Here is a 22,829-nt window from a genome sequence, read left to right on the forward strand (position 1 = left end):
GCACAGCCCGCATCAATCGCCGCGAACACATACTTCGGCTGGAAATGAATATCCGCGATCACCGGAATCTGCGACTTACGCGCAATCGTCGCAAGTGCGTCCGCATCATCCTGCGTCGGACACGCAACCCGCACGATCTGACAGCCCGACGCCGTCAACTCCGCAATCTGCTGCAACGTCGCACCGATGTCCGACGTCCGGGTCGTGGTCATCGACTGCACCGACACCGGCGCATCCCCACCGACCGCCACCGACCCGACCTGGATCTTGCGGCTGACCCTCCGGTCGGCGAGCTTGGTCGGAACGGACGGCATTCCGAGAGAAATCGCAGTCATGCGCTGAGCATCCCCAAGGTGTGGATCAAGGTCCCGAGATCGGCGGGCTCCGACCTTCGAGGTTACGCCACGGGTGAGATCCCGGAGCACACCGCATCCCTGACTGAGCACAAAGGTGGGCGGCCGGACACCGGATGTACGTCCGGCCGCCACCTGTGGTGCACACGATGCGGGCGGCGCGCAGAGTGATCCGCGCACCCGGCCGGTCAGGAAATCTTGACCGGGTTGACGATGTCGGCCACCAGGACCAGCAGGGTGAAGCAGATGAAGACACCGGCGACGACGTAGGCGACCGGCATCAGCTTGGCCACGTCGAAGGGGCCGGGGTCGGGGCGCTTGAAGACCCGCGCCACTTTGCGTCGCACGGACTCCCAGAGCGCTCCGGCGATGTGCCCGCCGTCGAGCGGCAGCAGGGGCAGCATGTTGAAGAGGAACAGCGAGAGGTTGAACCCCGCGAGCAGGAACAGCATCATCGCGATCTGGTTCGTCGCAGGGACGTCCAGCGTCATCACCTCGCCGCCGATCCTGGCCGCACCGACCACGCCGACCGGGGAATCCGCTGCTCGCTCCCCGTCGCCGAAGGCCGCGCTCCACAGGTCCGGGATCTTGGACGGGAGGGCGATGATCGAGTCGACGCCGTTCTCGATCATGTCGCCCATGCGGACGACCGAGTCGCCGAAGGAGAGCGGGACGATGTCCGTCCGAGCGGCGAAGCCGAGGTATCCGGCCGGGACGAACTTGCCGGGGACCACCTCGCCGTCGGAGTCCTTCTCGGCCACCGAGTTCTTCTGCAGCACGGCGTGGAGGGTCGTCTCCTGGCCGTCGCGCCGGACGGTGATGGTGGCGGGGCCGATGGTCTCGCGGATCCGGTCGGAGAGGGTGGCCCAGTCGTCCACCTTCCGGCCGTCGAAGGCGACGATCTTGTCGCCCTTCTTCAGTCCGGCGGCCTGCGCCGGCGAGACCGGGTCGCTCTTCTTGCAGCTGTCGCGCTTCTCGCTCTGTGCGATCACGCACTTCTGGACGCCCGCGACCTCGGTGGTCTGGGTCTGGAAGCCGAAGCTCATCGCGACCCCGAGGAAGATCGCGACGGCCAGGATCAGGTTCATGAACGGTCCGGCGAACATCACGATCACGCGCTTCCACGGCTTGCGCGTGTAGAAGAGCCGCTTCTCGTCACCCGGTTCGAGTTCCTCGAAGGCGGCCTCTCTGGCGTCCTCGATCATGCCGCGCCACGGCGAGGTGGAACGCGCTTCCAGCCGCCCGTCCGGACCGGGCGGGAACATGCCGATCATGCGGATGTAGCCACCGGCCGGAACCGCCTTGATCCCGTACTCGGTGTCGCCCTTCTTCCGCGACCAGATGGTCGGGCCGAAGCCGACCATGTACTGCGGGACTCGGATGCCGAAGAGTTTCGCGGTCGACAGGTGGCCCAGCTCGTGCCAGGCGATCGAGAACAGCAGGCCGATGGCGAAGACGACGATGCCCAGAATCGTCAACAGGACCGTCGTAATACTCATGCGCGCGCCTCCGCTGTCGCTTTCGCCGAGAGTTCCCGAGCCCGGGCCCGCGCCCAGGTCTCCGCTTCCAGGACGTCTGCGACCGTGAGTGAAGTTCCCGTCGGCGGTGTGCCGTGTTCGGACACCACCGCCGTGACCGTATCCATGATTCCGTTGAAGGGCAGCTGTCCTGCCAGGAAAGCGTCCACGCACTCCTCGTTCGCGGCGTTGAACACCGCCGGGGCGGTGCCGCCGAGCGTGCCCACGTGCCTGGCCAGTCCCACGGACGGGAAGGCGTCGTTGTCGAGCGGGAAGAACTCCCAGGTGGAGGCCTTCGACCAGTCGAATGCGGGTGCCGCGTCCGGGACGCGCTCCGGCCAGCCGAGGCCGATGGCGATCGGTCCGCGCATGTCCGGAGGGGTGGCCTGGGCGAGGGTGGAGCCGTCGGTGAACTCCACCATGGAGTGAACGTACGACTGAGGGTGGACGACGACCTCGATACGGTCGAACGGGATGTCGTAGAGGAGGTGTGCCTCGATGACTTCCAGTCCCTTGTTGACGAGGGTGGCGGAATTGATCGTGATGACCGGGCCCATGGCCCAGGTCGGGTGCGCGAGGGCCTGCTCACGCGTGACGTTCGCCAGCTCGCTCTTCGTCCGTCCCCGGAAGGGGCCGCCGGACGCGGTGACGACAAGCTTGCGCACGTCGGCACGGGTGCCGGCGGCGAGCGCCTGGAAGAGCGCGGCGTGCTCGGAGTCGACCGGGATGATCTGGCCGGGTTTGGCCAGTGCCTTCACCAGCGGGCCGCCGACGATCAGCGACTCCTTGTTGGCGAGGGCGAGCGTGCGGCCCGCCTCGAGCGCGGCGAGCGTGGGGGCGAGGCCGATCGAGCCGGTGATTCCGTTGAGCACGGTGTGGCAGTCGCTGCCGGCGAGCTGCGTGGCGGCGTCGGGACCCGCCAGGATCTCGGGCAGCGGCTCCCCGGCCCCGTACTGCTCGCGCAGCGCCTCGCGAAGGGCCGGCACCGCGTCCGGTGCGGCGACGGCCACGGTGCGCACCTTCAGTCGCCGCGCCTGCTCGGCGAGGAGGGCAACCCGGCCGCCTGCGGCGGAGAGCGCGGTGACGCGGAAGCGGTCGGGGTTGCGCAGCACCAGGTCGATGGCCTGGGTGCCGATGGACCCGGTGGAGCCGAGGATGACGAGATCCCGGCGGCCTTCCGCTGCGTCGAAGACGAGATGCGGGTCGGCAAGGGGGGCAGGGCTGTCGCTCATGCCCCCCATTGTTGCCGCATCGGCCCGGCGCATTGACAGCGCGTCCCGGAGAATTCCGGGAGGAGCAGCTCCGGCAGCGTTCCTGTGAATTCCGGCAGCCGCCGGGCCACGGCCCACCGGGCTCGGTCCATGAGGAGTTCGTCGCACCGCTGCCCTAGCCGGGCCGGCAGGGCAGAGGCGATCGCATACGGGGCGTACCGGAGCAGCTGGGCGAGCCCGGCGATCATGCTGCGCGGAACTTGGTCCACTGCGCCGTCATGATGTCCTGCGGGATGCCGCCCATGTCCTTGGTGCCGGGGATCTCGCCGCGGAAGGCGAGGGTGGTGGAGCCGGAGCGGACGACGGTGAGGTATTCGTACAGCTTCAGCTTCCCCTTCACGTCGAGGATGGTGAAGCGGTAGGCCTCGGCCTCGTCGGCCGCGGCCGCGAAGTCGGGTGCCTTGGCGGGCTCGACCTTCAGATACTTCGCGCTCGCAAGGGCCCGCTCCTCGGTGAATCCCCCGGCGCAGTCCTTGCCGGCCTTGTCGAGCGCCTTCATGACCTCGGCCGCATCGCCGTTCGGGTACGACCGGAGGGTGACATCGACGGTGATGCCGAGCATCTCGTCGGGGATGTCGACCTTGCGTTGGACCTGACCGGCGGGGTCGCGGTCGCTCACAGCACCGGCGAGACTGACGAGCGGCTGGCAGCCGGCGGGATCTGCGGTGTAGGCGTCGCCGAGTGGACCGTCGAGGGTGTACTCGGAGGCCGTGTACTTGCCGACGGTCTGCCCGTCGGTGAACGAAGCCGCCCTGAGCTGTGCCTCGCTGAGCGCCTTGGGCCCGTGGGACGCCGCCGAGGGCTTGTCGTCCTTCCCTGAGCCGCCGGACCCGCCCGGACCACCCGAACTGTCCTTGTCACTGCTGCACGCGGTTGCTCCCAGAGCCATCACGACTGCAATCGTCACGGTCGCGGCTCGGCGCCACTGTCCGCGCTGGATACCCTCCCCGAACATCCCTGCCCTCATTTCGCCTTTGGTGATGCCGGCTCCTCTGCAGGTTCTGCAGGTCGTGCTGGAGTCCGTCGTTCTTGATCGACGCCCCCGATTGTGCTGCATGCCCACAGGTTCGATCCCGCCGAGCGCGGCTACTTCGACATCGGGTGCGCGCACAGGGCCTTGTTCTCGGCGCTGTAGTCCAGGTACAGCAGCCAGTCCTGGCCCCAGCACTTGTCTCCGGCCGAGATCCAGAACTCGGCCTCGGGCGAGCTGCATCCGACCTCTTCCAGGTCCTGGTCGGGCCACTCCGCGTTGTTACGGACACAGTCTCCGGCCGTGAACGTGGGCCGGGTGTCGGGGATCAGCCCGGGTACGACGAGAATGGCGAGTGCCAGGACCAGGACGGTCATGATGGCGAGCGCCGGCGGGCGGGCCAGCACGCGGCGGCCGGGGGCGAGTTGAGGACGCAGGTTCCCCACCGGGTGAGGCAGGGAGCGGATCCGGGAGCGGGCACCGATGTTCATCAGCATGGTGACCGGAGCGGCGAACACGGACAGTAGGCCCCACCAGCCCTGCCACAGGGTGTTGGACGTCATCCTGCGGTAGGTGGCGGTTCCGCAGGTACGGCAGAAGGCGCCTTCCTCGGTCAGGAAGCGGAGCGTGATGACCAGACCCTGGTGTCCGCGCACCACGGTGTGGACGGCGGGTATCGCACCGCAGATGTGGCACGACACGACGGATCCGAAAGGAGGAAGCGGGTGATGGGGCGGCGTGGACATGAGAACTCCCGGGAACGGCGTGGGCCCAGGAACCCTAACGGTTCGTGAGTTCCGTGAACTCCGCGAATGCCGAGTGAAACTGCGGGAACGTCTTCCGTACGCAGCCGGGATCGTCGTACGTGATACCGGGAACCCTCAGGCCCGTGACGGCGAACGACATCACGATGCGGTGGTCGCCATGGGTGACGATCTCGGTGGGGTGCGGTGTACCGGGGTGGATCTCGATCCAGTCCGGACCGGTCTCGACGGTGATGCCCATCCTTCGGAGGTTCTGCGCACAGGCCTCCAGCCGGTCGCACTCCTTGACCCGGGTGTTGCCGACGTCCTCGATACGTACCGGCCCCGAGGCGAAGGGCGCGAGCGCGGCCAGCGTCGGCATGGTGTCGGAGATGTCGCGCATGTTGACCGTGAGTCCGCGGAGCGTGCCACTGGATCGGACGGTGGTGGCATCCGGGTTGCTGCGCACCTCGGCTCCCATGCGGCGCAGCACGTCGACGAACCGCAGGTCGCCTTGGAGCGCGTCCGTGCCGAGGCCGGCGACGGTGACCTCGTGGCCGGTGAGGGCTGCCGCGGCGAAGAAGTAGCTCGCGGTGGACGCGTCGGGTTCGATGGCGTAGGGCGTGGCCCGGTAGCCCCCGGGCGGCACGGTGAAGACGTTGTCGTCGTGGCCGCCGCGGGTCACCTCGACGCCGAAGCTGCGCATCATCGCGAGGGTGATCTCGATGTACGGGGCGGAGACCAGGTCGGTGGCGGTGATCCGGAGCCCTTCCGCCGTCAGCGGCCCGAGCATCAGCAGTGCGGTGAGGTACTGGGAGGACTCCCCTGCATCCAGGGTGAGTTCGCCGCCCTTGATCCCTGATGCGGTGACCCGCAGCGGGTGGTGGCCCTCGGCTGCCTCGTGGTGCAGATCGACACCGAGCGCGCGCAGGGCCTCGGTGAGCGGGGCAAGGGGCCGGCGGCGCATCTGCGCGGAGGCGTCGAAGCGGTACGTGCCGGAGGCGGCGGCCGCGGCGAGGGTGGGCAGAAAGCGTGCCGTGGTGGCGCCGTCGCGGCAGTGGATGTCGGCCTCGGTGGCGGCGGGTCCGGCCGGGCGGCCCTCGATGTGCCAGCGGTCCGCTTCCTTCGCAACCTCGTAGCCGAGGCGTGCAAGACCCTCGGCAAAGCCCTCGGTGTCGTCCGAGCACAGGGGACGTACGAGGGTGCTGGTGCCCTCCGCGGCGGCGGCCAGGAAGAGGGCGCGTGCGGTGACGGACTTGGAGCCGGGGATGTGGATGACGGTCACGGGTCCCCATCCTGCCGTGCGGCGCGCGGCCGGGCGGGGTGCGTCCAGCGAGTGGACGCACCCCGCCCGGCCTCTTCGGTTGTCCGACGGTCAGCGGATGGTGCGGTGAACGTTTTCCCTGGTGGCCGGGCCGGGGGTGGCATCGGCGATCCAGGGGCCTTCGCCGCTCGGGTCGACGATCCCCTCCTCCAGCCAGGTGTACGCACCGTTCAGGACGGCGTCGACCACACGCCGGTCGAGGTCGTCCGTGTTGGACCAGAGGCGGTTGAAGAGTTCCTCGGTCCGGATGCGGGACTGGTGGCAGAAGGCGTCGGCGAGTTGGTATGCCTCCCGGCCGTGATCACCGGTGGTACGCAGATGTTCGGCGCGAACGCAGGCGGAGCTCATCGCGAAGAGTTCCGCTCCGATGTCGACGATCCTGCCGAGGAAGCCCTGTTTGGTCTCCATGCGGCCCTGCCAGCGCGACATCGCGTAGAAGGTGGAGCGGGCCAGCTTGCGGGCGGAGCGTTCGACATACCGCAGATGGGTGGAGAGGTCCGGGTGGCCGGACGGATGGAACTCGTTGTAGGTGCGCGGGAGTTGTCCTGGGCCCGCGACCAGCTTGGGCAGCCAGCGGGCATAGAAGCCGGCCGCGTTCGCTCCCGCCTTCGCCTTGGCGGAGAGCGGCTTGTCGGGGTCGATCAAGTCACCCGCGACCTTCAGATGGGCGTCGACGGCCTCACGGGCGATCAGCAGATGCATGATCTCCGTGGAGCCCTCGAAGATCCGGTTGATCCGCAGGTCCCGCAGGAGTTGCTCGGCAGGGACGGCACGCTCGCCCCGCGCGGCGAGGGAGTCGGCGGTCTCGAAGCCCCGGCCGCCGCGGATCTGGACCAGTTCATCGGCCATCAGACAGCCCATCTCGGAGCCGTACAGCTTGGCCAGGGCCGCTTCGATCCGGATGTCGTTGCGGTCCTCGTCCGCCATCTGGGAGGCGAGATCGACGACGGCCTCCAGGGCGAAGGTGGTGGCGGCGATGAAGGAGATCTTGGCGCCGACGGCTTCGTGCCGGGCAACCGGCCTGCCCCACTGTTCGCGGACCGCCGACCATTCGCGGGCGATCTTCAGACACCACTTCCCGGCGCCGACACACATGGCGGGCAAGGACAGCCGTCCCGTATTGAGGGTGGTGAGGGCGATCTTGAGACCGGCGCCTTCGGGGCCGATGCGGTTGGCGGCCGGGACCCGGACACGGTGGAAGCGGGTCACGCCGTTCTCGATCCCGCGCAGCCCCATGAAGGCGTTGCGGTTCTCCACGGTGACCCCCGGGGCGTCCGCCTCCACGACGAACGCGGTGATGCCGCCCTTGTGGCCGACCGACTTCGGGACACGGGCCATGACGACCAGCAGGTCGGCAACGACACCATTGGTCGTCCACAGCTTCACACCGTCGAGAATGTAGTCGGAACCGTCCGGAACGGCCGAGGTGGCGAGCCGGGCAGGGTCGGAGCCGACATCGGGCTCGGTGAGAAGGAACGCCGAGATGTCGGTGCGGGCGAGCCGGGGCAGGAACGTGTCCTTCTGCTCCTGGCTGCCGAAGAGCTTCAGCGGCTGCGGTACGCCGATGGACTGGTGCGCGGAGAGCAGCGCGCCGATCGCCGGGTTGGCGGAGCCGACCAGGGAGAGCGCCCTGTTGTAGTAGACCTGGGTCAGTCCCAGGCCGCCGTACTTCGGGTCGATCTTCATCCCGAGGGCCCCGAGCTCCTTGAGGCCGTTGATGACCTCGTCGGGGATCTTCGCCTCACGCTCGATCAGAGCGCCGTCGATCTTGGTTTCGCAGAAGTCGCGCAACCGGGCGAGGAACGCCTCGCCGCGCCGGACGTCGTCGGCGGCCGGCAGTGGATGCGGATGGATCAGGTCCAGCCGGAAGCGGCCGAGGAAGAGTTCCTTGGCGAAACTGGGCTTGCGCCAGTCCTGCTCGCGTGCGGCTTCGGCCACTTGACGCGCTTCACGCTCGGTGACCTTGGGCGTGTTCTTTGGAGCGGATGGTGCGGTCATGAGGAGCTCACCTCGCCGCGTTGTCGGTGGGCGGACCCGGCCGGTCCGCGCCGGGCGCGCATGCGCGCCTGCCGAGGCATACCAACCGGTGCTACTCGTCCGTATGTACCCGATTCCTGCCGCCCTCACCAGCCCTCCGACGCCGATCGGGTCGCGAGCCACTCCAGTGGCACGTTCAACTGGCGAACTGCGGTCGGGCCGGGTGGGAGGGAAACAGAAACGGCCGGTGCCCGCGCACGGTGGGCCCCTCGCCACGCTCTGACCTGCAATTTTCCTCTGCCCTGCACAAACTTTCAACGCCTTGGCCCGCATCGACCCGTCCCGGCCCGCTTCAAGCCGTCTCAGCCCGCCGTGGTCCCGTGAGAAACTCGCGCCCCCCGGAACCGGACGCCGAGGGCCCGATTGCTGGCCGTCGGGCCTGGTCACGACTCGTCGGCCCACGGAGTTGGAGTGCTCCATCTCCTCGGGCACCCGGCCGAACCGACGCTCGGCGGGCTTCGACATCCGTTCCCACAAGCCCGACGGCCACCTGATCTCTATCGAGGTCAAGGGCCGCGTCCTGGGCGCCGACAAATTCACCGTCACCACCAGCCCTGCGGCACCAGGTATTCCTTACCGATACCCCTTACTCCGGCGGCTCCGCGCAGTTCCTGAGGGTCCGTCACCACGGGACACACCACCGTCGAGTGCACATCCGGTGCAGCAAGGGCACCGGCTTCGCCCGCTTCCCCTCCCGCCATGTCGACGTCAACGCCACCTGGATCGAACGCAACCTCGCGGCGATCGAGATCCTCGCCTGGGCCCGCGTCCTCCTGCTGGACGGCGAACCCGACGAGCAGATCCCGCACCGCCGCCCGCGCTTCGTCGGGCGGCAGCTCACCCATACCTTCTCCGCCGCCGGCCACTCCATCCGTACGTCCCGCACCCCGCACTCCCAGAACGGCAGAGCAGCACACTACGAACTGCCCGGGGCCTGCGGATGACCCAGGGGCGACTATTCGCGCACGCGGGGCACGGTGACGGTTGCGTCCCTGGTCGTGCCTGCCAGTACCTCCACCGGCAGCGGGGCGGCTGCACGTCGTCCACGCCCCGCCCTCGCCGGTCCGGGCCTGGGGGGAACTGCCCCGGTCCCTGGCCAGGCCGGCAGCGACCCGGCCCCGCACCGGGGTGCTCAGCCGCCGTGCCAGCACCACCTGCACATCGGGGAGCTCGCTCCACCGCGAGATGCGTCGCTCAGGTTGAGGTCACTGCTGCGCGAACCGTTCGAACGCTCCGTACAGTGCTGAGCTCGTGGCAGCGCTTCCGTGGGTCCCAAGTCTTCAACAGTCACCAGCTCCGCACCGGGTCAGGCGCTGGCAGGTTCCAGGCCGTGTCGAGCGGTCCGTTCATGTCGAGGCGGCTGTGGATCAGGACACCGGGAATGCCTGCCAGGCGTCCCGCGTCGCGGATCTGCTATCACTCACCCAGCCAGGCCGCACGGGCGAAGTAGCGCAAGCAGATCCGCACGAACGCCAGCATGGCCCGGCCGAAGCACGAGAGTTGTCACATAGGTAGGGCCCCTCCCACAACCGCGCAAGGGACCCGCCGTGAGCTCACACCGCCTTTGGCGGGCGCACGTCACATGCTCAGGGCACCGATGAGGAAGACCGGGTAGAGCACGCCGATGGCGCCGCCGACAAGGCCAATGGCGCACTGTCCACGGTTGATCCTTTGGACGAGGCCGAGGATTGCGAAAGTGACGGCGAGGCACCCAGTGAGCAGGGGGATTGCCAGGCCGATGAACCCGCTGATCACTGTTGCGACGGCGGATGCGATGCCGAGGACGAGCGAGGCGGGACCGTAGAGGGAGGCGGGGGTGTCGGTCGAGCCGGTAGCCATGCTGCATTCCTTGCTCTTGGATGGCGAACTCGTGCGTGTGCAGGAAGACGGACTTTGCACGACTCATCATGACCGGGACAGGCGGCGGTGCTTCGGTGATCTGTGCTGCTGCTGTCCGGAAGGGCAGTTTCCCAAGACGCACGAACGGCCGGAGCCCCCGCACAGTGGGCCCCTCGCAGCGCCCTGACCTGCAATTTTCCTCTGACCTGCGCGAACTTTCAATACTCCGGCCCGCCCTGGCCCGGCCTGGCCCGTCTCAAGCCGTTTCAGCCTGCCCCCGTGCTCCCACGGGAGCACCACCGATGAGGCAGGCTCTGACCTGCGGGTATCTGCTCCGGTACCCCACGAGCCCGCACGTGCCGCCAAATCGGCCAAAAAACTGTCTCGCGCACGCGCGGCAGTCCCCGACGCCAAGACGGTTGTCCTGCCCGCACCCGGGCCACCGCCGGCCTCGGGTCGGGCATGCCCCGCCCGCAGCTGATCGGCGCAACCACGGACGGGAGATCAGTAGTGCAGCGGCACTTCACGGCCTGGATCGCCCAGCAGGGCGCCGCAGCCGGACCTTGCCGGGAGTCCGTGGCCGGCCCTCCGGTGAACACGGCGGGTGTGCGTAGCTGTCGGGCCGCGCACCGGACATCGAGTCTCCGTGCGAGACGACGACGTATGGACCCACGATGGTGCAGTCGACACAGATCCTCATCGCCGGGCCTCCCACCGTGCCCGCGCGAGCCGGAGCGCCGTGGGGCAGGACGCCTTCACACGGCACAACGCACATCCGACGGTGTGGCCGATGAGGACGAGGTAGGCCTCATCCCCGCGCCGGGACCAGCTGGTTTCCTTCAGCGACACGTCGGCTCCTTCCAGCGGCGACGGACGCGGGCCTCACTCACCGGCTTCCCGCTCTGCCGTCGCCCGCTGGTACCGGCCGGTCATCACCAACTGAGAGACCGCCTGCGGGACGCAGAGTTCGCCGGGACTGTCCATCGGCACGCACCAGTACGAGCGGGCCTCGGACGGGGCGGTCGCATTCGGTGTCGGCACGCCGGGGAAACAGGCGGACCCAAGACACTCCGCTTCCGGGACCAGCCTGTATTTCCACGTGATGCAACCCGACCTGGTCGAGGTGCCCTACTCGGACATTAGAAGCCCCTCGGCATACCCAGGCACTGCTCGGAGTTCTCTTGACCAGTCTGGGCGATGACAGCGCGGGGCCGCTTCCGCAAGTGCTACGGACCGACCAGCAGAGCGGCCAACTCGCCTCGACTGCTCGACGGGTGCAGATCACTGACTTGGCCGTCACCGACTTCGACGACCCGCCACACCCCGTCCGGGCGAAGGGCCACGTCGGTTGTGACGAACCGGCATCCCAGGCGCTGCACCGCAGGTCCGATATGGTCAAGGTCGGGCACCAGCCCACGCTCGAACGGGCTATCCGGGTGGGGCGTGAGCAACCTAGGTTCGCCATCCAGCCACCACACGCGCACTTCAGCCGCAACGGACTCCAGCTTCGAGAACGTCTCGAAGCTGCGCAGAACGACCCCACCGGCAAGGAACTTCTCCTGCAGTTCCACGAAGCGCTGCACGACCCGCGTCAGCCCCACCGCGTCGGCGAGATCAGGAATGAAGCACGCCTGCTCCCACTCGTGCTTGCGGGATTTGACGTAGTCCTTCACGATTCCCGAGCCCGGCAGCAACGGCTCGGCGAGAACAGCCAGGTCTTCGGCGGCCAAGATCTCACCGGGCTTGGTGGGACGCCACACGCTCGCGGGCGTGATGTCGACGAACATCTGATACCAGCCCGGCAGTTCGTGAGCGGACCGGTATTGCTCCGGAGCGACGAGCAACGCGGTGCCGCGTCGGCTCAGCGCCTCAGCCAACGCGGCGTATCGATCGCCCGGAATCATCCAACCCCGGTACCAGGCGCTCCCCAGCCCAGCCGGTACGTGTGCAACAGCCTGCTGTGCATCACCCTGCAGAAGTGCATCGTGGTCGACCAGCCCGACCGCCCCGCCACAGGCGCGCACCTCCTGTGCCTCCTGCACGAAGTGTTCGTCCACACGTCGAGGATTCAACGGATCACGGCAGTACAGGACAGGCATCGGCATGACTGACACGCTACGGAACCTCCAGAGCCCCGAGCCACCGGTTTCGTGCTGCCAGGCACGACGACCTGCAAAGTGCAGAGAAGGTTCCGGACGAGCGGTTCAATGAGTTGTTCGCCGCCCTGCGGCACAACCGGGACCGCGCGCTGCTGGCGTTCCGGGTTTCCAACGGGGCGCGCGGAGGAGTTGCTTGCGTGCTGGCAGGGGGACGTTCTGCCGGGCGGCCGGTCGACCAGCCTGCTTGAACCGACACCGCCTCGCCCGATCAGGTGATGGATCGCCACGGGTCAGCGGACCTGTTGAGATCGGCCGCCTTTTCCGGCTCAGGGTTGGCCGTCGACCAGCGATTGGAAGGACCCACGTACATGGTTTTCGTTCGCGTGCACGCAATGAAGGGCCATCTGAGTGCCGCGCAGAAGGAGGAGCTCGGCGCAAAACTCATTCAGGCCGTGGCTGACGTCGAGTGCCTGGTCAACAACCAGACCCACAAGGAGACCTCTTGGGTGCAGTTCTACGAGATCCGGGTCACCCACACACAGCGGGCGGAGCATTCATGGTCGGTCGGGCGTGCGGATGACGAGCAGGGCGATGTCGTCATAGCGGGGCGCGGATTGGGTGACGTGGTGGAGAAGGGCGTCGGCGAGGGCGTCGAGGTTCTCGGGTTCCGCTGATGCCAGGTGGCCGGCGAGCGTGTCGGTGGAGTCATCGATGTCGGTGCCGGGGGGGCGACGAGTCCGTCGGTGTACCGGGCGAGGATGGCGCCGGGAGGGAGGGGGATCTCGTGCAGGTCGAGCGCGATGCTGCCAGGGAGCTCATCCCCAACGACCAGGACAGGCTGGGTCGTCCCGCGGAGATCGCGGCGGCGGTCCTCTACCTCGTCGGCCCACACTCCGACTACGTCAGCGGGTCGATCCTGCGCGTCGACGGCGGCCTGGTCACGAACCTCTGACGAGCTCTCCCGGTGCCGGTGCCACCTGGCGACGCGGTGTAGACGCCGCAGCCGGACGGCCTCTCGCTGTTCACGCCGTGAACCGCCCTTCGCCAGGGCCCGGCTCCGCGTCAGATGCTTCCATTCCCGCCCCCGCCATGTGCACATGCCGCCGGGCGGGTTGATGAGGATGATCTGCGGTTTCGTGACCGCATTGCTGCGGCGGTCCTACCCGACTCAGCGTCCATGCCGTCTCCGACACCGCTTCATGCCCGCTGGCCTGGCGGCTGTTCCTGCCCTGTAGCTGGGACGGTCCCGAGTGCGCGGGCCGGCCCGCGCATGGATCGAAACGACATCCATGGAAAGTGACTGGCCACGCCTTGCACTACGGGTGCCTGGGGGTGCGCCGGTCGGGCGGGGACAGCCTTCGCTGACGCTGTGACCATGGCGGATCGGCGCCGACAGGACGGGCACCATGGCCCCGGGTGCCGATGCAGCGGCCTGGCGCTAAGGTCGGGTGAACGGTTCGGGACGTGTCGCCGGCTGAAGCGCGGTTCGCTTCCGATTTGTGCGCTGGCCCTTCATCCTTTTGAGGACGCGTTCCCCGGTGAAGCTGTAGCAAGGAGGCTTCTGATGAAGGCATCCACTACACGGCGGCGGTTCATCCCGATGACTCTGGCGGTGGCCACGGTCACCGTTGTAACCATGACTGCGGCGTCCCCTCCTGACGGCGCCACGACAGTCAGGCATCCGGCTGCCAAAGCAGCGGACAATGCGCAGGCGAAGCCCACGGTGGTGTTGGTGCACGGGGCCTGGGCGGACGCGTCGAGCTGGAACGGCGAGGTCGACATCCTGCGCCGCGCGGGCTACACAGTGCGTGCCATCGGGAACCCGTTGCAGAACCTGACGACCGACTCGCTCACGGTCAAAGACTTCCTCAAGAGCATCTCGGGGCCGATCGTGCTGGTGGGGCACTCCTATGGCGGGTCGGTGATCACGAACGCCGCGGCAGGAGTGAGCAACGTAAAGGCGCTCGTGTACGTCGACGCGGCCGCTCCGGCGGTCGGGGAGACGACGGGGCAGCTCAGCGGCTCGACGTCCGCGCTGTCGGGGCCACCGTCCAAGCTGTACGACGCCGTGTCGTACGCGGACGCCCCCGCCAAGGCGTCCAACCTCTACCTCAAGAAGGACGTATTCGTCACAAAGTTTGCCAGCAGCGTGCCACGCGACCAGGCGATCAACCTGTGGGCCACCCAGCGGGCTGCCAGCACAGTGGCCTTCAACACCCCCTCCAAGGCTGCGGCATGGAAGACGATCCCCTCCTGGTACTTCATCAGCAGCGGGGACCAGATCATCACGCCGGAGTCGGAGAAGAAGATGGCGCATCGCGCGGGGGCGAAGGTAACTGTCTACCCAGGCGGTTCGCATCTGACCCTGGTATCCGATCCGGCTGCCGTCAGCAAGGTCATTCGGTCGGCGATCGCGGCGGTGAAATGACGTAGCGCGGTGTGGGGCAGCGCGGGTGGCTGTTTCAACGGCGGTACTTTTCGAGAATGGGGAGGCTAACTCCGCTTCGTCAAGCGGGAGTCCCCTCGCCCAGGACGGAGGCGGCTGCCGAGGGTCGGGCCCGGCGGAAGGTGTGGTCGGCCACCTGCACCCGCTCGACCTCACCGCCGAGCGCGGCCGCAGCGACGGGCGCGCACACCAGCGTCGCCAAGCTCGCGCACGCCTCCGCCACCGGCCGAAAAGGGGGCATCATCAGCACGACGAACCGTCGATCCCGAGAAGGCCTGACCACCAAGACCCACCCTTCAAACGGATCTTGCCCAGAGCACGAACGACGCCACGCTGACCGCTGCTTCGTAGGAGGTGGCGGTCTTGTCGTACCTGGTCACAATCCCGCCGAACTGTTTGAGGGTCGGGACTCGCATGGTGGCTGTCCTCGTCGGCACCCGCCGTGGACGGTGCGGCCCGGCGGCGCACCGCGACCATGGCGACGTCGTCCTGGACCTCCCCGCCCGCATGGACGGTCAGGTCGCTCATGAGGCGCTCGATCAGGTAGCGCGGCTCGTCCTCGGCGAGGAGCGCGAAGCGGTCCAGCGCCGGGTAGAAGACGCCCGCCGGGTCGCGGGTCTCGAGCAGGCCGTCGGTGTGCAGGAGCAGCGTGTCCTCCGGCTCGAATTCGAAGGTGTTGACCTGATAGGCCGCTTGATCGCCGCCCAGGCCGAGCGGTGGTGCCGGTTGCGGCACTTCGAGGAGGTCCACGTCTGAGCCGTGAGAGCGCATCAAGTCGGGGTGGCCGCAGCTGATCACGTGGACGACGTGGAAGTCGTCGGGTATCTCCAGGACCAGAGCGGTGATGAACCGCTCCGAGGCGTTGCTGTCCGTCTGGCCGGCCTGGTCGACACGGCGGCGCACGCTGGCGTCCAGGGAGAGGGCGACATGCTCCAGTCGCACGTCGCGGTGCGCGGCTTCGCGGAACGCACCGATGACGGCTGCGGCGTCGTCGACTGCCGCCAAGCCGTTGCCCTGCACGTCACCGATCAACATTCGGACCGTGCGGTCGACGCGTTCGGCGGCGTACACGTCTCCGCCGATGTGTGCGTGGGCGGCGGCCGAGCGATAGGCAGTGGCGATTTCCAGATCTGCCAGGCGACAGGGCAATGGGGGCAGCAGCGCCCTTTGCGCTGTCTCCGAGACGGAGCGCACCGCATGAAGCGTTCGATGGTCCACCTCCCGCAGGCGCCGGAACACGAGGACCAGGACGCAGACGACCAGCAGGCCCAGGAAGTCGATCGGGAGGATCGGTGAGCTGGGCAGACCGTCGTCGACGTCGACCGCGACCACGCCGAGACAGGCCAGGGCGGTCATACTGACGGTGGTACGCGTGTTGTCTGCTGCGGCGGTGAGAGCCGGCACCGCCATCAGCAGCACCACCAGGTGGACGTCCGCGGGGACGATCACGCCCCCCAGGGTGACGCCGAGCAGGACGGCCGAGGCGACCACGACCGCGATGAGCGGTCGTAGCCGTACCGCCGAGAAGCTGACGGCAAGTCCCGCGGCAGTCGCCCGGCCCGTGCTTGTCACGATGTGCGTCTGCGTCGTCATGAGAACCTCCTGCTTGTCATGATGTGTGTCTGCGTCGTCATGAGAACCTCCTGCCACGTACGACATGGGGCTGGTCCGGCTGGCATGACAGGTGTCCTGTGGGGCCGGAGGGTGGCCTCGGTCGGCGTCATGTCATTCGCGTGTTCGCGTCGCCTCGCTGCGGCTGATCGGGCACCGGGGGCCGGGTCGACCGACCAGCCCCATTTGCTTGCTGATCGACAGTCACCACAGTGGACCGCAGGCGTTCGGTCAGGCCGAGGGTCTGCCGTTCCCGCCATGTGACGGCCGCACCGCGACTGCGCAGCGGGGTCTCCAGGGTGCCGGGGGTTCCGGGAGTCGGCGCGGTGCTGTTGCTCATGAGGATCTCCATGCTCTGGCGCCACGGCGCGGTCGGTCTCCCCCGACGCGGTGTAAGACTGTCCGGTGGGCCCGGCGGCTTCCCGGCTGCGAGCAGCGAGCCCTGACGGCGCCGTGCCCGGGGGCCTCGGCGTACCGAGGGGGCGGCGCCGGAGCCGCGGTCGTCGGCCCGTCATCTCAGATTCCTGTCGTGGAGTTGCGCGAAGAGTTCTGTGTTGTGTGCGTAGTCGACCGGGACGTCGATGACCGTGATGCCGGGGTCGCAGAGTCTGCCCGGGTCGAGAGACCTGCGCAGTTCGGTCTCGAAGGCGTCCATGGTCTCGGTCCGGATTCCTCTGGCGCCGAACGCGCGGGCGTACTGGGTGATGTCGTAGTCGCCCGACCGGACACCGGAGGCCCTGCCGTATTTGCGATGCTCCTGGAAGGCCACCATGTCGTAGGCGTTGTCCCGCATGATCACAAGCGTGGCGTGGAGGCCCAGACGGGTGGCGGTCTCTATTTCCGGTGCGCTGGACAGGAACCCGCCGTCCCCGGAGACCGACACCACCTGTGTCCCCGGCCGCAGCAGCGCGGCGGTCATCGCCCGTGGCAGGGCGACTCCGGGTGTCTGCGGGCCGTTGGGGAGCAGGATGCGACGCGGCTGGTGTCCGCGGAAGTGACGAGCCATGTAGATGTGCGAGCCTGTGTCGGACACCACGGTGGCGTCGTCCTCCACGTTCTCAGCGATCTTCAGGATCACCGCGGCGGGATTGAGGCCGGCAGCGGTGGCCGGGACCGCCCTGGCCTCCTCTTCGATACAAGCCAGGGCGGCGCGCTGTTCGGCCAGGGCAAATCGGGTGTGGTCGCTGATCGGCATCCCGGACAGCTCCCCTGACAGCTCACCGACAGTCGCGGCCACATCGCCCTGCAGTTCCAGAGTGGGCTGGTAGTGGCTGCCGATCTCGGCGGGCAGTGCATCGATGTGGACGATCGCACGGGCCGGGTCGGTGTTCCACCGGCCCGGGTCGTACTCCACGGGGTCGTAGCCGACGGTGATCAGGACGTCGGCATGTGTCACCATGGCGTCCCCAGGCTGATTGCGGAAAGGGCCGATCCGGCCGGCGTACTGCTCCTCCAGTGTGCGCGGGACGATGCCCGCCGCCTGGGAGGTCTCCACCACGGGCAGGCCTGTGACACGGATCAGTTCGCGCAGCGCGGCGCATGCCTCGGGATCCGCACCACGCAGCCCGACCAGCAGGACGGGCTGCTGCGCGGCGCGGATGATCTGGGCGGCACGGTGGATGCATTCAGCGGGAGCGGGGCCCTGAGAAGGGTGCCTGTGCGGCTGTACGACGGTTGCGGCGGTGAGCGCGCCTGCGACGTCGGCAGGCATCACCACCGCGGCCGCACCGCGAGGTGGGGTGACCGCCGCCCGCAGGGCGTTGGCTATGGCTTCGGGGACGTTGTCGGGGTCGTGGACTTCGCAGGTATAAGTGGTGACCAGTCTCAGTGCGGCGATGGCGTCCATCGACCGCTGGGTTCGCTCGAACCGGTCCCGGCGGGTCACGGCCCCGCAGACAGCAATCATGGGGTACTGCTCAGTCGTCGCAGTGAGTAGAGCGGTCATCAGATTGGTGGTGCCGGCTCCTGAGGTGGCCAGGACCGCTCCGGGGGTGCCGGTCCGCAGCCCGACAGTGGCGGCCATCACGGCAGCGTTCTGTTCGTGGCGGCACATCACAAGTTCGGGGCCTCCGACGGCCAGGGCATCGTGAACGGCGTCGATCGTGGCTCCGGGGACACCGAAGACGTACGGCACGCCGTACTGCGAGAGGGTCTCGACCATGCGCTGGGCCGCGCCGACAGGTGGGGTGGGCATGTGCCCGCCGCCTTTCTTGATTGTTGGGTTTGCGCAGCGGTGGTGGCAGTTGCTGCGCGGGGTGTGGTGCCGTCGCCGGGCCGCTCAGTGCGGGTCCGGTCGGCGCTCGGCCGGGGCCGGGCCGTCACCCGCCCTCCGCCCGGCAGGGTCTGCGTGCCCGTTTCGGCCGTGCTCTGGTGCGTGGCGAGGAACAGGGCGGTCGGGCAGGCCATGTGCAGCTCGGGGTGGATGCCGATGTCCCTGGTGCCGCTCGTGAGCAGCCAGTCCGGAGAGGTCGTCGAGGACGAGCATCGCTGTCAAGGCGGTTGAAGGCGCCCGAGCCCACGTCGCCGCCGTGCCACGGGGGCTTACAGATCGTCACCTGGCCGCCGCATGCCGTCGAGTAATGTGGCGATCGTGGAGGCCGGGTGCTCCCCTGGAGCCGCTTCAGGACGATGGTGCTGCCTGGGCGGTCGCGGGCGAGCAGGAGGCATGCCCACTGGTGGAATACCTCGTAGCAGGACACGGGAGAATCAGGTGAGGTCATGGGCGTGATCATGGCGGTCCGCTCGCTTTCCGCGGTGTGTCGCGCGAGGCGCGGGCCGACGGTGTGCCGCCGGCCCGCGCCGGTGCCGCTTCACTCATAACGGTAGGCACACGCCCCCACCCGAGGGCACCACGTGAATGCGTAGTCGTGCTTGGGTCGCGGCGTCAGGGCCGGTCTGTGTCTCCGGGGATCGGCTGGCCGTCCTGCAGCAGCCGGGCAAGCTGAGTACGCGTGGTGACCTTGAGCTTGCGGAAGACTTTGCGCAGGTGGTAGTCGACCGTGCTGGCGCTGATGAACAATCGCGACGCGATCTCGGGGTTGGTAGCTCCCTCGGCTGCCAGCATCGCAACACGTCTTTCCTGGGGAGTGAGCTGCTCGCCGAACCGAGACCGACGCTTGCGGGTGGGCTCGCCGGCCGCTGACAGTTCGCTGCGGGCCCGTTCGGCGAAACCGTCCATGCCATACCGCACGAACATCTCGTGTGCCTGCCGCAGTTGGTCCCGTGCCTCGAGGTGGCGGCGCTCGCGCCGCAGCCACTCCCCGTACAGAAGATGGACACGGGCCACCGCGGCGCGCAGGCCGGTGCACTCAAGCCGTTCCAAGGCCGTGCGGTACAGGTCCTCGGCGTCCGTGCCAACGGCGAGCAGCGCCCGGCAGTGTGCCTCGATGCCTGCGGCCCAGTGGCTGGAGCAGGGCCTGGTCGTCCGGCACAGCTCCCTCAGCGCCTCGTCGGCCAGGTCCTGGTGTCCGGTACGTACGGCCGCCTCGATGAGCTCAGCCAGCGCCCAGTTGCGGATCCGCTGGACGCTGGAGTCGGCGCCGGCCTGGCGGGCGGATTCCAGCGCTTGATCGTACCGGCACGCACCGTTGTGGAGCACGGCGGTGGCCCACTGCAGGTAGGTCAGCGCCATGCCTTCGCCCCGCGCCATCGCGTCCCGGGTCGCGGTGCGGATCGCGGCAGCGGCCTCATCATCCCGGCCGCGGAAGACGGCGAGCCCCACCTCTGTGTAGGGGACCGGGCCGGCTCCGGTCATGAAAGTGACGTCGGCGGCCGTCTCGGCCAACGACGCGGCCTGCAGGAGTTCCCCGCCCAGCAGGTGCAGTCCCGCACGTGTGGCTGCGGCAACCGGGAGGATGCTGAGTGCTCCTCGTTCCTCGCAGGATCGCAGCAGCCGCGTGGACAGCAGTCGCCATGCTTCGTCGTCCCACAACAGCCCGGCGCCGTGGCCGGCCAGCCACAGCCAATACAGTTCTTCCTCAGGGGCCAGTTCCTCCGTGGTGAACGCCGACACCGCCTTGCCCAACACCGGAACTGCGGCGTCGCGGCCTTCGACGATCAGGAGCGTCAGCCCGTCCAGCAAGAGGTCGGAGGCGCGTGGCACGGACGCCGCAGGCACCCGGCGAGCGCTGTGGGCAACCTCCGTTATCCGGCACTCGTCGCCCAGCCGGCCGGCGAGCATCGCTGCGGCCAGGGCCTGCAGGTAGACATCCCTTGCACGGGAGGCGTCGATGGACTCGAAGCGGCGGGCCGCGCGCAGCAGCACGGGGGTGGCTCCGCCGCCGAAACTGCGGGCAAAGGCGATCTGTCCTCGCAGCAGCTCACTGTTGGCGGCCCGCAGCTCGTTCTCGGGCCCCCGGTCGGCCAGGGCAAGGAGGTCCAGAGCGCTGTCGTACGCGCCGGCCTGCTGTTTGGCGCGTGCCGCACGCAGCGCCCGCTCTGCCCTGGCGGCGGGGTCGGCGGTGAGCGCGACCGACCGCTCCAGGAATGCCGCGGCGGCAGCGATACCGCCGCGTGCCAGGGCCCGGTGAGCCGACCGCTCGAGCTCTGCTGCGGCTTCCTCGTCGAAGCCGACGGCAGCCTGCGCGCGGTGCCAGGCCCGCCGGTCCGGTTCCGAAGGACCGGTGACATCGGCCAGAGCCCGGTGCGCGGCCCGTCGCTGCGACGGCGGCATCGCCTGATAGACGGCCGACCGCACCAGGGGATGGCGGAAGACCACCTGCGTGCCGATGGACAGCAGCCCGTCGGCCTCGGCCGCCGTCGCGGCCGAGACCCCGATTCCCAGACGGGCGGCCGCGCGCCACAGCAGCGCGGAGTCGCCGGTCGGCTCTGCCGCGGCTACCAGGAGCAGCATGCGGGTGGCCGGCGGGAGGCGGAGGACTCTGCTACGGAAACTGTCCTCGATGCGCCCCGGCACGGCTGTGGTGTCCGTCGGACCGAAACCGCATACGAACCCGGCAGCCGTCATGGTCCGGGGCAGTTCGAGCAGGGCCAGCGGATTGCCGCGGGCCTCCGCCGCGATCCGCTCCACGATTCCCTCGTCGATGGGCACGTGCAGAACCGAGTGCAGCAAAGCACGGGCGTCGCCAGGGCCGAGGCCGGTCAGCACCACCTCCTGCAACCCGCCCAGACCACCACCGGCAGTGGCGAACACGAGGCCGAGGGGCTCCGCACCGACGCGGTGCGCCACAAACATCAACGCCTGGGCCGAACCGGGATCGAGCCACTGGGCATCGTCGATCTCACAGATCAGCGGTTGGCGGGCCGCCGCCTCGGACAACAGGCCCAGTACGGCCAGGCCCAGCAGGAAGCGGTCGGGCGCCGCTCCTGTCCGCAGCCCGAATACCGCAGCCAGGGCGTCCTGCTGCGGTCCAGGCAGGTGCTCCAGCGTGGCCAGGAACGGCGCACAGACCTGGTGCAACACCCCGAAGGGCAGCTCCACCTCCGCCTCCACACCGGCGGCCCGCACGACGCGGAAGCCGACCGCAGTCGAAGCCATGTGGTCAAGCAGTGCGGATTTGCCGATACCGTGCTCACCGCGGACCACGAGAGCGCCACCTCGACCGGCCTTGACGGCATCCTGCCAGCGGTCGAGCAACGCACATTCAGCACGCCGACCCAGAAAAACCGCGGGACGCCCCGGCAACACCATGTTTCCAATCTAGCTGCGGCATCCAGTCCACACCTCTCCGACCCGGGCTCATCCTGTCGAACGCAGCCGTGGCAAGGTCCGACAGCAGCCGCAACACCGACCGCTTCGGACCGCAGAGCCGCGGCGGCTACCCATGCTGGAGTTAATGACCCTGGTGGAGACCGGGACCCGGGCCCTGATCGGCGTGGTGTTCGGCGTTACACGAGCACTTCACGCTGTCCATGACCTCGTCCAGGTCAGCGAGGACCGTGATCTCCCTGACCGGCGGAGCCGCAGCCTCGACTGGCCGCGTGTCACCGGTCTGCCCGAGATCCGCCTCGTACTCGCGGTCGCCGCGGATGCGCGTCGGTGCAACGATCTCGACGCTCTGCCCGGGGTCGTCCGGGGCGAACCCGTCGTCGATCAGCCACTCCGCGATCGCCGCCAGGTCCTCGCCTGTGAACCGCCTATTGGCGTGCGGGACCCGCCGGTCCAGCCACGCCGGGGCGTCAGCGGCCGCGCTCTCCACCGAGCCGTCAGCGTTCCACTCGGGGGTGAGGATCGGCCCCTCCCAACAGGGCCGACCGTCACGGCAGATGACGAGCTTGTGCCGCCAGGAACGGACCCCGGCAAGCTGCGCGCAGCAGTCCCCGTCGGGCTGCACAACGATCCTGGCGGTCGAGATGTCGTCCAGGACTCTGGACCACTCCACCGTGAGCAGGACGTCAGCGTTAGCGACGACCGCTCCGCGACGGTCGATGATGCGGGCGACATGCGATCCGCAGCCCACTGTCATTGGGCGCACTCCTCGTGTCGAGGTGCGCCCGGCCCAGAACCAGCGGCGTCGTCAGCGTAGCCCGCACGGCTACACACTTGCCGGCCCGGTATACGCAGAGGGGGGGGGGGGGGGGGGGGGGGGGGGGGGGGGGGGGGGGGGGGGGGGGGGGGGGGGGGGGGGGGGGGGGGGGGGGGGGGGGGGGGGGGGGGGGG

The 22,829-nt window shown here is 68.7% G+C and carries 19 protein-coding genes and 1 pseudogene; 5 read left to right on the plus strand and 15 right to left on the minus strand.

Translation table 11 applies throughout. The annotated features are described in order from the left end of the window. The 7 genes from ACIA8E_RS39830 to ACIA8E_RS39860 form a co-directional block, all read right to left on the minus strand. Positions 1–335 (minus strand): flavodoxin-dependent (E)-4-hydroxy-3-methylbut-2-enyl-diphosphate synthase (locus tag ACIA8E_RS39830; RefSeq protein WP_399306557.1); only part of this gene is annotated, 335 nt, incomplete at its 3' end. Between the two features lie 206 nt (positions 336–541). Next, complete coding sequence (locus ACIA8E_RS39835) at positions 542–1,852, minus strand: M50 family metallopeptidase (RefSeq protein WP_399306560.1); 1,311 nt, start codon at positions 1,850–1,852, stop codon at positions 542–544. Then, complete coding sequence (dxr, locus tag ACIA8E_RS39840) at positions 1,849–3,102, minus strand: 1-deoxy-D-xylulose-5-phosphate reductoisomerase (protein ID WP_384117571.1); 1,254 nt, start codon at positions 3,100–3,102, stop codon at positions 1,849–1,851. Before dxr ends, ACIA8E_RS39835 begins: the two co-directional genes overlap by 4 nt. Positions 3,103–3,325: 223 nt before the next feature. After that, positions 3,326–4,096 (minus strand): hypothetical protein, encoded by a 771-nt coding sequence (locus ACIA8E_RS39845; RefSeq protein WP_399306563.1) that lies wholly within the window; start codon positions 4,094–4,096, stop codon positions 3,326–3,328. A 131-nt stretch (positions 4,097–4,227) separates the two neighbouring features. Then, a complete protein-coding gene (locus ACIA8E_RS39850) occupies positions 4,228–4,857 on the minus strand; it encodes a hypothetical protein (RefSeq protein WP_399306566.1) in 630 nt (209 codons plus the stop codon). A gap of 34 nt (positions 4,858–4,891) precedes the next feature. After that, a complete protein-coding gene (gene aroA, locus ACIA8E_RS39855; RefSeq protein ID WP_399306569.1) occupies positions 4,892–6,139 on the minus strand; it encodes a 3-phosphoshikimate 1-carboxyvinyltransferase in 1,248 nt (415 codons plus the stop codon). A 90-nt stretch (positions 6,140–6,229) separates the two neighbouring features. Then, positions 6,230–8,176 carry an acyl-CoA dehydrogenase family protein gene (locus ACIA8E_RS39860; RefSeq protein ID WP_399306572.1) on the minus strand — a complete coding sequence of 649 codons (1,947 nt, stop codon included), beginning with the start codon at positions 8,174–8,176 and terminating at the stop codon, positions 6,230–6,232. A 445-nt stretch (positions 8,177–8,621) separates the two neighbouring features. Here ACIA8E_RS39860 and ACIA8E_RS39865 point away from each other — a divergent pair. Then, positions 8,622–8,753: pseudogene (locus ACIA8E_RS39865) on the plus strand (protein NO VEIN domain-containing protein); the annotation flags it as partial. 109 nt (positions 8,754–8,862) lie between these two features. Continuing rightward, a complete protein-coding gene (locus ACIA8E_RS39870; protein ID WP_399306574.1) occupies positions 8,863–9,159 on the plus strand; it encodes a hypothetical protein in 297 nt (98 codons plus the stop codon). Between the two features lie 634 nt (positions 9,160–9,793). On the opposite strand, the gene ACIA8E_RS39875 is transcribed toward ACIA8E_RS39870, so the two are convergent. From ACIA8E_RS39875 to ACIA8E_RS39885, 3 genes are all read right to left on the minus strand, one after another. Then, complete coding sequence (locus tag ACIA8E_RS39875; RefSeq protein ID WP_399306577.1) at positions 9,794–10,054, minus strand: hypothetical protein; 261 nt, start codon at positions 10,052–10,054, stop codon at positions 9,794–9,796. Positions 10,055–10,936: 882 nt separating this feature from the next. Beyond that, complete coding sequence (locus ACIA8E_RS39880) at positions 10,937–11,095, minus strand: hypothetical protein (RefSeq protein WP_399306580.1); 159 nt, start codon at positions 11,093–11,095, stop codon at positions 10,937–10,939. A gap of 185 nt (positions 11,096–11,280) precedes the next feature. Beyond that, positions 11,281–12,159, minus strand: a complete 879-nt coding sequence (locus tag ACIA8E_RS39885; RefSeq protein ID WP_399306583.1) for an ATP-grasp domain-containing protein — start codon at positions 12,157–12,159, stop codon at positions 11,281–11,283. Positions 12,160–12,521: 362 nt separating this feature from the next. Here ACIA8E_RS39885 and ACIA8E_RS39890 point away from each other — a divergent pair, with 362 nt between their 5' ends. From ACIA8E_RS39890 to ACIA8E_RS39900, 3 genes are all read left to right on the plus strand, one after another. After that, entirely contained in the window at positions 12,522–12,827 is a 306-nt protein-coding gene (locus ACIA8E_RS39890; RefSeq protein ID WP_399306586.1) for a hypothetical protein, read from the plus strand. Between the two features lie 110 nt (positions 12,828–12,937). Further along, positions 12,938–13,105 (plus strand): SDR family oxidoreductase, encoded by a 168-nt coding sequence (locus tag ACIA8E_RS39895; protein WP_399306588.1) that lies wholly within the window; start codon positions 12,938–12,940, stop codon positions 13,103–13,105. A gap of 648 nt (positions 13,106–13,753) precedes the next feature. Then, on the plus strand, positions 13,754–14,581 hold the full coding sequence (locus ACIA8E_RS39900) for an alpha/beta hydrolase (protein ID WP_399306591.1): 828 nt from the start codon (positions 13,754–13,756) through the stop codon (positions 14,579–14,581). Between the two features lie 79 nt (positions 14,582–14,660). Here ACIA8E_RS39900 and ACIA8E_RS39905 read toward each other — a convergent pair whose 3' ends face one another. The 5 genes from ACIA8E_RS39905 to ACIA8E_RS39925 all read right to left on the minus strand — a co-directional run bounded on the left by ACIA8E_RS39905 (position 14,661) and on the right by ACIA8E_RS39925 (position 22,635). Continuing rightward, positions 14,661–14,801, minus strand: a complete 141-nt coding sequence (locus ACIA8E_RS39905; protein WP_399306594.1) for a hypothetical protein — start codon at positions 14,799–14,801, stop codon at positions 14,661–14,663. A gap of 41 nt (positions 14,802–14,842) precedes the next feature. After that, positions 14,843–16,192, minus strand: coding sequence for a PP2C family protein-serine/threonine phosphatase (locus tag ACIA8E_RS39910; protein WP_399306597.1), 1,350 nt, complete (start codon positions 16,190–16,192; stop codon positions 14,843–14,845). A 529-nt stretch (positions 16,193–16,721) separates the two neighbouring features. Next, on the minus strand, positions 16,722–18,404 hold the full coding sequence (alsS, locus tag ACIA8E_RS39915) for an acetolactate synthase AlsS (protein WP_399306600.1): 1,683 nt from the start codon (positions 18,402–18,404) through the stop codon (positions 16,722–16,724). Between the two features lie 690 nt (positions 18,405–19,094). After that, the gene (locus ACIA8E_RS39920; RefSeq protein ID WP_399306603.1) at positions 19,095–21,860 is read right to left on the minus strand and encodes a LuxR C-terminal-related transcriptional regulator; all 2,766 of its coding nucleotides are present in this window, start codon (positions 21,858–21,860) and stop codon (positions 19,095–19,097) included. Positions 21,861–22,002: 142 nt separating this feature from the next. Then, a complete protein-coding gene (locus tag ACIA8E_RS39925; RefSeq protein ID WP_399306606.1) occupies positions 22,003–22,635 on the minus strand; it encodes a hypothetical protein in 633 nt (210 codons plus the stop codon). Positions 22,636–22,829 lie beyond the last annotated feature (194 nt).

Origin of the sequence: Streptomyces sp. NPDC051664, assembly GCF_044453545.1 — a bacterium.
GTDB lineage: Bacteria > Actinomycetota > Actinomycetes > Streptomycetales > Streptomycetaceae > Streptomyces.

What these genes read in the sequence shown, in the direction of transcription:
- ACIA8E_RS39925 (WP_399306606.1), bottom strand. Translation starts at nt 22,635, where the DNA reads ATGACAGTGGGCTGCGGATCGCATGTCGCCCGCATCATCGACCGTCGC.
- ACIA8E_RS39900 (WP_399306591.1), top strand. Translation starts at nt 13,754, where the DNA reads ATGACTCTGGCGGTGGCCACGGTCACCGTTGTAACCATGACTGCGGCG.
- ACIA8E_RS39885 (WP_399306583.1), bottom strand. Translation starts at nt 12,159, where the DNA reads ATGCCGATGCCTGTCCTGTACTGCCGTGATCCGTTGAATCCTCGACGT.
- ACIA8E_RS39850 (WP_399306566.1), bottom strand. Translation starts at nt 4,857, where the DNA reads ATGTCCACGCCGCCCCATCACCCGCTTCCTCCTTTCGGATCCGTCGTG.
- ACIA8E_RS39875 (WP_399306577.1), bottom strand. Translation starts at nt 10,054, where the DNA reads ATGGCTACCGGCTCGACCGACACCCCCGCCTCCCTCTACGGTCCCGCC.
- ACIA8E_RS39845 (WP_399306563.1), bottom strand. Translation starts at nt 4,096, where the DNA reads ATGTTCGGGGAGGGTATCCAGCGCGGACAGTGGCGCCGAGCCGCGACC.
- ACIA8E_RS39890 (WP_399306586.1), top strand. Translation starts at nt 12,522, where the DNA reads ATGGTTTTCGTTCGCGTGCACGCAATGAAGGGCCATCTGAGTGCCGCG.
- ACIA8E_RS39910 (WP_399306597.1), bottom strand. Translation starts at nt 16,192, where the DNA reads ATGACGACGCAGACGCACATCGTGACAAGCACGGGCCGGGCGACTGCC.
- alsS (WP_399306600.1), bottom strand. Translation starts at nt 18,404, where the DNA reads ATGCCCACCCCACCTGTCGGCGCGGCCCAGCGCATGGTCGAGACCCTC.
- dxr (WP_384117571.1), bottom strand. Translation starts at nt 3,102, where the DNA reads ATGAGCGACAGCCCTGCCCCCCTTGCCGACCCGCATCTCGTCTTCGAC.
- ACIA8E_RS39920 (WP_399306603.1), bottom strand. Translation starts at nt 21,860, where the DNA reads ATGGTGTTGCCGGGGCGTCCCGCGGTTTTTCTGGGTCGGCGTGCTGAA.
- ACIA8E_RS39835 (WP_399306560.1), bottom strand. Translation starts at nt 1,852, where the DNA reads ATGAGTATTACGACGGTCCTGTTGACGATTCTGGGCATCGTCGTCTTC.
- ACIA8E_RS39860 (WP_399306572.1), bottom strand. Translation starts at nt 8,176, where the DNA reads ATGACCGCACCATCCGCTCCAAAGAACACGCCCAAGGTCACCGAGCGT.